The sequence below is a fragment of the Cobetia sp. MC34 genome (assembly GCF_018340035.1).
Taxonomy (GTDB): domain Bacteria; phylum Pseudomonadota; class Gammaproteobacteria; order Pseudomonadales; family Halomonadaceae; genus Cobetia; species Cobetia amphilecti.
In genome coordinates this window covers 220,138-230,138 of the sequence record NZ_JADPPY010000003.1, presented here as the reverse complement: position 1 = coordinate 230,138, position 10,001 = coordinate 220,138, and the positions used below count along the sequence as shown (strand labels likewise).

Annotated in this window: 5 protein-coding genes; 3 read left to right on the top strand and 2 right to left on the bottom strand. The window is 63.6% G+C overall.

All coding sequences use genetic code 11. The annotated features are described in order from the left end of the window. Positions 1-587: 587 nt before the first annotated feature. Positions 588-1,574 carry a uroporphyrinogen-III C-methyltransferase gene (gene cobA, locus IZU87_RS03160; protein WP_249330406.1) on the bottom strand — a complete coding sequence of 329 codons (987 nt, stop codon included), beginning with the start codon at positions 1,572-1,574 and terminating at the stop codon, positions 588-590. Beyond that, complete coding sequence (locus IZU87_RS03155) at positions 1,543-4,407, bottom strand: nitrate reductase (RefSeq protein ID WP_213113648.1); 2,865 nt, start codon at positions 4,405-4,407, stop codon at positions 1,543-1,545. The genes cobA and IZU87_RS03155 overlap by 32 nt, the downstream gene beginning before the upstream one ends. Positions 4,408-5,235: 828 nt before the next feature. Between IZU87_RS03155 and IZU87_RS03150 the strand changes: the two genes are divergently transcribed. From IZU87_RS03150 to nirD, 3 genes are read left to right on the top strand one after another with little or no spacing between them, the layout of a single operon-like run. After that, positions 5,236-6,678: an NAD(P)/FAD-dependent oxidoreductase gene (locus IZU87_RS03150; RefSeq protein ID WP_213113647.1), complete on the top strand. Its 1,443-nt coding sequence runs from the start codon at positions 5,236-5,238 to the stop codon at positions 6,676-6,678. Next, positions 6,675-9,332 carry a nitrite reductase large subunit NirB gene (nirB, locus tag IZU87_RS03145; protein WP_213113646.1) on the top strand — a complete coding sequence of 886 codons (2,658 nt, stop codon included), beginning with the start codon at positions 6,675-6,677 and terminating at the stop codon, positions 9,330-9,332. The genes IZU87_RS03150 and nirB overlap by 4 nt, the downstream gene beginning before the upstream one ends. Continuing rightward, positions 9,329-9,793, top strand: coding sequence for a nitrite reductase small subunit NirD (nirD, locus tag IZU87_RS03140; protein WP_213113645.1), 465 nt, complete (start codon positions 9,329-9,331; stop codon positions 9,791-9,793). The genes nirB and nirD overlap by 4 nt, the downstream gene beginning before the upstream one ends. Positions 9,794-10,001 lie beyond the last annotated feature (208 nt).

The window sequence follows — 10,001 nt, the reverse complement described above, 5'->3', positions numbered from 1 at the left end:
ACCAAACTTGGTTCAGAGTCAAACTTCTCGTGAGAGGCTTGCTCCGATATTTGGTGACCTTGTCACCACTCATCGGCAAGCGCTCACACGAATTACCTGATCAAATTTTTAAAGAGCGTCGCTGTTAAGCGAGGAGGCACATTCTACTTGGAACGCTTGAGAAGTCAAACACTTGATGATGAGTCAGTCGACTGCCTCTAAGCATCATCAAGCGGTGAGGAGCATTGCTCGATCACCTGTTCCGTAAGGAGTGCGGCGTATTCTAGCGAATCGCCCGGGATTGTCAATCGATGATATCGAAGCGGACTTCAAAAACATCAAGCAAAACAATCACCTGCAAACCTCTTTCACCGCTGGCAACGCCATGCGTCCCCGGCAGCGGATGCGTACTTTACGCACGAACCGCCGTGAGGGCAAGGGCTTTTTGGCCACAATGTCCAAAACAGTGCAAAACGGGCCTATGCACTTATCTAGCGCCAACAGGACGACATCTATAATGGGTTCAAGATGGGAGCCCTCTATACAGACACTTCCTTCTACCGGTGCTTCCAGCGCCGCCCCATCAAGCGCACCTTCCATTCTCCCCCTCAACAAGCTTCTTCAAAAGCTTCCCTGCAAGACATGTGAGCCGCTGCATGCGCGACAGCATCGGCCAGCGCACTCTCTCGCCCCGCCGCCATCTGGCAGACACTGCCCACGATGATCAGGCACGGTGTCGGCAATGGATGCTCGGCCAGACGACTCACCATATTGCCGAGCGAGCCGTGCAGTGTCTGCTGCTCGGGAAGGCTGGCATTGGCGACCAGCATTATCGGCCAGTCCGCCGGCAGCCCATGACGCTGCAACTCATCACAGATCACCTCGAGACGATTGAGTCCCATATAGAAGAGAAGCGTTTCATCACGACGCGCCAGCTGCTGCCATTCAGGTTGCTCGCTCTTGCTGCAGAGCTGAGCGGTCACGAAACGCAGGCGCTGTGCATGCGCCCTGTCCGTCAATGGCATCCCCAGAGCAGCGGCCGCACCGGAAGCCGCGGTGATGCCCGGCACGATATGCCGCGGGATGGCGGCATCATCGAGGGCCGCCAGCTCTTCCCCCATGCGACCGAAGACACCGGGGTCACCGCCCTTGAGGCGCACGACTCGCATGCCCTCCCCCGCCAGGCGCACCATCAGCGCGCCGATCTCATCCTGCGGCACGCTATGATTGCCGCAAGCCTTGCCAACGTAGTAGCGCTCACAGTGCACCGGTAGCTGAGCGAGAATCTCATCGCCGACCAGGCGGTCATAGACCACCGCATCCGCGGCATTCAGCATTCGCCAAGCCTTGAGCGTCATCAGGTCCGGATCCCCCGGCCCCGCGCCCACCAGCGCGACCTGGCCCGGAAGAAACGCCTCCCAGGCGGGAGAAATCCCGTTGGCATCGCTGCGCGCTGGCACATGCCGATTCTCGCCACTCCACTCGCGCCGCGACATCAGGCCATCGGTCAGCCGCGACATGAGAATCCCGAGAGACTCTGCACTGCTGGATACCGACATCAGGTCACGCCATTTCCAACGAATCAGTCCGCTCATCGGATCGCTCCTCTTCCACAAGACGTTTGAGTTCAGGCAGGCAGGAACCGCAGCGAGTGCCGCAGGCCAGTCGCGCGCCCAGTGCTTCCACGGAACCGTCACCGGACTGGATGGCCTGACGAATGGTCAGCTCGCCGACCTGATGACAGGCGCAGACCATCGCCCCGACATCCGCCTGCCCGGAGAGACGGCCGGCCAGCAGGCTGCGCCGCTCATGCGCGGAGAGCTGCTCTGATGCGAAGCATTCGCCCAGCCAGGCGATATTGGGTTGGCGATCGAGGCGTGCGTCACCCGGCATCACCTTCAGCCACCAGACAAGGCGTCCATCACGAAAGCCCGCTGCGCTGATGCCGCCCTGAGCGGCGTCCTGTGCCCAGAGCCCCGCCGGGACACCCAGATGGCTTTCGCACCAATGCTGCCAATCCGGCTGGCCCTGACCTGCCAGCTGGTAGCGCACCAATGCCGATTGCGGAATACGCGCCCAGTAGCGCCCGTCGAGCTGGGCCACGGCATCCACCAGATCCTCACGCCCGGCCAGGATGGAGGGGGTAATCAACAGAGTGGCCTGCCACTCGCATGGCAATGGCGCGACCTCGACCGCGCCATGCTTGGATTCCGGCTGTCCGGAGAAGGGATCGACGAGCCCCGCCAGCAGCGCACCGGCCCGAGCGTGACTCGCGAAGTGGTCGCTCCAGTGCATCGGAATGAATACCTCCCCGCGACGCTGACCACTGCTGATGCGGACGCGAGCCCGATAATCTCCACGCAGCCCGCCCTGCTCATCGCGCCCCTTGAGCTGCGCGAGACCGCCATCCTGCAAATCGCGAGCCGCCGCATCCTGCGGATGAAGCTCCACGAAAGGCTCGGCACGATGATTCATCAGGCGAGCACTGCGCGCGGTGCGCGTCATGGTGTGCCACTGATCACGGATACGTCCGGTATTGAGGCGCAGCGGCGCCGCATCGCTCAGCGTCTGTTGTGGCAATTGCGGTACCACGGGCACCAGGCGGGCGCGCCCATTGGGGGTGTTGAAGGTGGCATCCTCGAACAGGCGCGGCGTGCCGATCAGCTCGCCCTTGTCCCCGCGGTGTACCGGCCACTGGATCGGCTTGAGCGCGTCGTAACCCGCGCGATCCAGCTCCGCCAGCGCCGCGATGTTGAACAGCCGCTTGACCGAGGAAGTCGCCGATGGCTTGCGACCGGCCTTGAGACGCGGCGCAGAATTGCGAAACCCCGAAAGACGAGCGTGCTCACGAAAGATCGCGTGGGGCCCCGAGTAGTCGAAAGCCTCCTGATAGCCCATGCGCTTGCCGACCTCCGCCAGCTGCCACCAGTCATGACGCGCCTCACCCGGCGGAGTGAGCAGGCCACGCTGGCGCGAGATGCAGCGCTCGGAGTTGGTGACGGTGCCATCCTTCTCGCTCCAGCTGCTGGCCGGCAGCACCACATCGGCGTACGCCAGGGTGTCACTGTCGGCCATGCACTCGGAGACGATCACCAGTGGGCAGGCCGCCAGCGCCGCACGCACTCGCGCGCTATCCGGCAGGCTCACCGCCGGGTTGGTCGCCATGATCCACAGCGCCTTGATCTCGCCACGCCCCAGCGCCGCGAACAGCTCGACGGCCTTGTGACCAGGCCCCTCAGGCAGATTCGGCGCCTTCCAGAACTCGCTGACCAGCGCCCGCGCGCCCGGCGTGTCGTAATCCATATGTGCCGCCAGCTGGTTCGCCAGCCCACCGACTTCGCGACCGCCCATTGCATTGGGCTGCCCGGTGATGGAGAACGGCCCCGCGCCCGGTAGCCCGATCTTGCCGCCCGCCAGATGGCAATTGATGATCGCATTGCCCTTGTCGGTGCCACTGGTCGATTGATTCACGCCCTGGGAGAAGAGCGTGACCACGTGCAGCTGGGTGGCGAACCAGTAATAGAAGGTCTCGAGACGCTCCACATCGATATCGCAATCCCGCGCAATCGCGGAAAGCGAGCAGTCGTCACGCTTTGCCTGCTTGAGTGCCGCATCGAAACCCTGGGTGTGGGCCTCCAGATAGAGGCGATCGGTGCGTCCGCGCTCGGCCATATAGGCCAGCAAGCCATTGAAGAGGCGCGCGTCGCTGCCGGGGCGAATGCCCAGATACAGGTCCGCGATCTCGCAGCTGTCGGTCAGGCGCGGGTCGATCACCACGATACGCAGCAGCGGATTGTCGATACGCGCCTGCTTGAGACGCTGGAACAGCACCGGGTGATTCCAGGCCAGATTGCTGCCGACCAGCACCACCAGCTCGGCACGCTCGAGATCCTCATAGCTGCAAGGCACGGCGTCTGCCCCGAAGGCACGCTTGTGCGCCACGACCGCCGAGGCCATGCACAGCCGCGAATTGGTATCCAGGTGCGGCGTACCGATGAAGCCCTTGAACAGCTTGTTGGCGAGGTAATAGTCCTCGGTCAACAGCTGCCCCGACAGATAGGCGGCGATGCTGTCCCCACCATGGGTGCTGCGCAGCTCACCGAAGCGAGCGGCGATCAGCTCCAGCGCCGTATCCCAGCTCACCTCTCGCAGCACGCCTGCGGCGTCGCGTATCTGAGGCCGTGTCAGACGGCCGCTGGGTGACAGTGTCTCGGCAAGCGCAGACCCCTTGACGCACAGACGCCCGTAATTGGCCGGATGGTCGTTATCGCCGCTGACGGCGGTGATCCTGCGCTTGAGCTCACCGCCCTCCTGCACCTGGGTTTCCAGCTCAAGCGATACGCCACACCCGACACCGCAATACGGGCAGGTCGTCGAGGCGCTGCAGGAGGAAGACTCACTTGTGCTCTGGGGCTTGCTGGCCTGCATCGACATCACTCCCTGGTGCAGTAAGCATGAAAAAAGGCGCCTGATGACCCGCCACGTAATGTGCGGTCATCAGGCGCCTTTGCCTGTCGTTGTCAGTCCTGGTCTGCCCTGCAGACTGACAGTGGATACGGTCTCGTCATGCCGATGGGTGCGCAATCTCGTCTTCGAGACGTCGACATGGCGTGCATGATTGAAGAGCCGCCGTTGGCCGGTTCGCGAGTCTCGCAACAGTGAAGCTTGCGGAGACGCGAACCCTCAATCAGGTATCACACCAATGACCTGACAGACGCACTTAACAGACCAACCCTGACCAATCATCAGAAATAACAATCACTTGGCCGTCATAAGCTACCGAAGCAGGAGGCGAACAGCGCGAGACGGCCAGCGCCAGGCACCGCTGACGCACCAGCCATGTGCATCAGCGCATGCGACTGCACCAATCCCTGCCTTGACGCCTCCCGCAACCGCGACCGGCTCGACCATGCCAGGACCTCGCCTCGAGCATCTTCAACTGCAAGTAAATGAAAAATAGCGACTTTCTCTGAAGCGGCACCGAATTCGCCTGAGTATCGGCAGGTTGGGTCAATGAAGACCCCGAATCGCAGGTCTCGCAGCGCATCACTCCGATGAGTGACATGCAGCAGCCAACGGTCCGCCAGACCTGCCGCAGTTGCAGGTGACAGCGACATCGTCACCTGACGCTGCAACTCGCTATCCAATGCTTAGCCCTCATCTTCCAGGCAAAGGCGCCTGCTTGACGTCGTGATCATCACGGCGGCAAGCAGGCGCTTTTTTTATGCGTCCAGAACGTCAGCGCAAGGAGGCAGAATGCATCCGTCATCTACCACCCGCGAGCCTACGCCAGCACTGGTCATCATCGGCCACGGCATGGCGGCACAGAAGCTGCTGGAACAGCTGGTCTCGCTGAGCCCTGATCAGCAGCTGCCCTGGCCGGTCACGGTGATCGGCGAGGAGCCCCACCTCCCCTACAACCGCATTCAGCTCTCGCCGCTATTGGCCGGTGAGACACAAACCGACGGCCTTATCAGCCAGCAGGCCGACTGGTTCTCGCGGCACGGCATCACACGGATCAGCGGCGACCCCGTCAGCCAGATCGATCGCGCCGCCCGCTGTGTCGAGACCGCCAGCGGTGGCCGCATCCCCTATCAGCGGCTGGTGATCGCGACCGGCTCACGCCCGGCGTTACCCCTGCCTCTGCCCGCTCACCTGCCAAAGGCGTCGTGCGCCAATGACTGGCCGCCGGGACTGATGGGCTTTCGCGATCTGAAGGATGTCGAGCAGATGCAGGCCGCCTGCCTTGCCGGACGGCAGGCGGGCACCGGCGCACTGGTCATCGGCGGCGGGTTGCTCGGGCTCGAGGCCGCCGAGGGCCTGCGCAAGGGTGGCCTTGAGGTGACGCTGCTGCAGCGCAGCGAGCGCCTGATGAACCGTCAGCTGGATCAGGTCGCGGCCGGACTGCTGGAGCAGGAACTTCGCGAGCGTGGCCTCGACATCATCACTGGCGCGCACCTCGAAGAGTGGCTCGAGTCCCCGGCGGGCCGCATCAGCGGCGTGCGCCTCAAGGATGGCCGCGAACTTCACGCCGGACTGACCATCGCCGCCACCGGCATTCGCCCCGAAATCGAGCTTGCGCGTGCTTCAGGGCTGGCCTGTCAGCGCGCCATCCAGGTCGATGGCCATCTGCTCACGAGCGATCCGCACATTCATGCGCTGGGCGAATGCTGTGAGGTGGCTGGCGAGACCTTCGGCCTGATCGAGCCCATCTGGGCGCAGATCGAAGTGCTCGCCCGCCAGCTTCTCGCGCAACCGACTCCGCCCTATCGCAATGCGCCACTGGCGACGCGCCTCAAGGTCAGCGGCATCGACCTCTATAGCTGCGGCGAGCTTGCCCCCCAGCCGAATGACGAGGTGCTGGTCTATCAGGACCACGCCCTGGGCGACTACCGCCGACTGCTGCTGCGCGAGGAGCGCCTGGTCGGCGTGGTGCTCTACGGCGACGTCAGTGCCGGCAACGCCCTGTTCGAAGCGCTCAAGGCCGGCACACCACTGACCAGGATTCGCGAAGACCTCCTGCTGATGCCGGCAGAAGCCCTGGCAGGACTGACCCAGGACGGCCCGCCGACGGCGCCCGATGACCCCAGTGGCAAGCCGGGCACTCAAGACATGACAGACCAGCATCGTGATCGCGACACCACAAACAAGACCGACAAGACCGACAACACCCCTGACACCTTCGAGGAGGCCGCATGAAACACCTGATCATCATCGGCAATGGCATGGTTGGCCATCACTGCGTCGAGCAGCTGATCGCACTGGGCGCCACCGCGCACTACCAGATTCATGTCTTCGGCGAAGAACGCCACATCGCCTACGACCGCGTGCATCTCTCGGAGTATTTCACCGGGCGTGATGCCGAATCACTCGCGCTCGGCACCGCCGACGACTACCGCAAGGCGGGCGTCACCCTGCATCTCGACGAGTGCGTCACCGCCATCGACCGCGATGGCGGCCATGTCATCACCTCGCGCGGGCGCTACCCCTACGACAGCCTGGTGCTGGCGACCGGCTCGACCCCCTTCGTGCCGCCCATCCAGGGCCTCGGTGAGCCGGGAAGCGAGGCCGCCGCCAGCAATCGTCTGGTCTACCGCACCCTGGAGGACCTTGATCAGATTCGCGCTGCGGCCGATGGCAAGACACATGGCGTGGTGGTCGGCGGTGGCCTGCTGGGGCTGGAAGCCGCCAATGCCCTCAAGTCACTCGGCCTGGAAGCGCATGTCGTCGAATTCGCGCCACGCCTGATGCCGGTGCAGCTGGATGAGGATGGCGGCCTTGCGCTCAAGCAACACATCACTGCGCTGGGCGTGGGGGTGCACCTCAATCGCGCCACCACCGACATCGTGCCCGGCGAGCACCATCAGTGGCGGATGAACTTCGCCGATGGCGAATATCTGGAGACCGACCTGATCGTGTTCTCCGCCGGCATCCGCCCTCAGGATGCGCTGGCACGCAGCGCCAGCCTCGAGATCGGCGAGCGCGGCGGCATCATCATCGATGATGAATGTCGCACCTCGGACCCGGAAATCTTCGCCATCGGCGAGTGCGCTCTGTGGCAATCGCGCATCTTCGGGCTGGTCGCGCCGGGCTATCAGATGGCACGCGGCGTGGCGTCCCTGCTGGCCGCCAGCGCTGGCGATGCGGCAAGCGCCTCTCAGGAGAGCTTCCGCTTCCAGGGTGCCGACATGTCCACCAAGCTCAAGCTGCTGGGCGTGGATGTCGGTTCCATCGGCGACGCCCATGGCAAGAGCGAGGGCGCGATCAGCTATCGCTACTGTGACGAGGCCGACGGTGTCTATCGCCGCCTGATCGTCTCGCAGGACCGCAAGCAGGTGCTGGGCGCGGTGCTGATCGGCGACAACTCACGCTACGACACCTTGCTGCAGTACGTCACCAATGGCATCGCGGCGCCCAAGGACCCGGCGGCACTCATCCTGCCGGATGCCAGTGGCGAAGCCATCACGCTGGGCGCGGATGCCCTGCCCGACAGCGCCACGCTGTGCTCCTGCCACAACGTCTCCAAGGGCGATGTCTGCAGTGCCATCGATGCCGGCAACAGTGACCTGGGCGCCATCAAGGCCTGCACCAAGGCCAGCACCGGCTGCGGGGGCTGTGCGGCGCTGCTCAAGAAGGTGGTGGATGCCGAGCTGGAAAGTCGTGGCGTCGAGGTCGACCGCTCACTGTGCGAGCACTTCGCGCACACGCGTCAGGAGCTCTACTCGCTGGTGCGCGTCGAAGGCATCGAGACCTTCGCCGAGCTGATGGCCAGCCACGGCCGCCATCCGGACGCCCTGGGCTGCGAGATCTGCAAGCCGGCGGTGGGCTCGATTCTGGCCTCGTGCTGGAACGCGCCGATCACCGAGTCCTCGCACATTCCGCTGCAGGACACCAATGACACCTTCATGGCCAACATGCAGAAGAACGGCACCTATTCCGTAGTGCCGCGCATCCCCGGCGGCGAGATCACGCCGGACAAGCTGATCGCCATCGGCGAGATCGGCAAGCGTTACAACCTCTATACCAAGATCACCGGCGGTCAGCGCATCGACCTCTTCGGGGCCCAGCTGCATGAACTGCCGGACATCTGGAGTGAGCTGATCGCCGCCGGCTTCGAGACCGGCCACGCCTACGGCAAGTCCACCCGCACGGTGAAATCCTGCATCGGCAGCACCTGGTGTCGCTATGGCGTACAGGACAGCATGGCGATGGCGCTGACGCTGGAAGACCGCTACAAGGGCCTGCGTTCACCGCACAAGCTCAAGTTCGCCGTCTCCGGCTGTACCCGTGAATGCGCCGAGGCCCAGAGCAAGGATGTCGGCGTGATCGCCACCGAGAACGGCTGGAACCTCTACGTCTGCGGCAACGGCGGCATGCGCCCGCGTCATGCCGAGCTGTTCGCGACCGACCTGGATGACGAGAGCCTGATCCGCACCATCGACCGCTTCCTGATGTTCTACATCCGCACCGCCGACCGCCTGCAGCGCACCTCCGTCTGGCGCGAGGGCCTCGAAGGCGGCCTCGACTATCTGAAAGAGGTGATTCTCGAGGACAGTCTGGGGCTTGGTGAGACCCTCGAAGAACAGATGCAGCAGGTGGTGGACCGCTACGAATGCGAATGGGCCAATGCGCTCAAGAGCCCCGAGAAACTCAAGCGCTTCCGCAGCTACGTGAATGACCAGCGCCCGGACCCTGACGTGGTCAATATCGTCGAGCGCGACCAGATTCGCCCCGCCAGCCGCGATGAACTGGTCAGTGGCAATCTGATCATCAGCGACGGTGGCGCCCGCGAAGCAGTGGCAGAACACCAACCTCAGTCAACGACCCACCTGGCCACGGAGGTACGCTCATGACATCGCCTGCACTCGCCACGACATCTACCGATCCGCTCTCCAGCCCGTCCTTTACAACACAGGACACCTCTGCCGCGGCACAGACGCCGCTACGCTGGGTGACACTCTGCCAGCGCGAGGACCTGGTGCCGGGCTCCGGCGTGGCCGCCTGGCTTGAGGCGGACGGCCAGGCCTGCCAGATCGCCCTGTTCACGCTGCCGGCCACAGCCGATAGCGATGACCTCACACTGTTCGCCATCGACCATCATGATCCGGTGTCAGGCGCCAACGTGATTGCCCGCGGCCTGCTGGGTGATCACGCCGGAGAGCCGCTGGTGATCTCGCCACTCTACAAGCAGCGCTATCGACTCAGTGATGGCCAATGCCTGGACGACGACACACTCGCATTGACGGTGTGGCCTGTGCGTCTGGCTGGCGGCGAGGTACAGGTACAGTGCCAGCGGGCAGACGATGCCTGCTAGCCACACCCGCTATCCACACCCGCAAGCCACATAAGTTATTGATGACGTACGCATATGCTCGAAAAACGGCACATATTTGGTGCACAGCCATGCTGCAACGCACCATGAATCGCCCAACAGCGCGCACACCTCGAGCCATCTGACCGCCCGCAAACAGGCATCAACATCTCAAGCCATTGTTTTTATTGAGGATACTGAAAAGCTGGCA

Coding starts and splice junctions, on each gene's coding strand:
- cobA (WP_249330406.1), bottom strand. CDS start 1,574: ATGAGCGGACTGATTCGTTGGAAATGGCGTGACCTGATGTCGGTATCC.
- IZU87_RS03155 (WP_213113648.1), bottom strand. CDS start 4,407: ATGCAGGCCAGCAAGCCCCAGAGCACAAGTGAGTCTTCCTCCTGCAGC.
- nirB (WP_213113646.1), top strand. CDS start 6,675: ATGAAACACCTGATCATCATCGGCAATGGCATGGTTGGCCATCACTGC.
- nirD (WP_213113645.1), top strand. CDS start 9,329: ATGACATCGCCTGCACTCGCCACGACATCTACCGATCCGCTCTCCAGC.
- IZU87_RS03150 (WP_213113647.1), top strand. CDS start 5,236: ATGCATCCGTCATCTACCACCCGCGAGCCTACGCCAGCACTGGTCATC.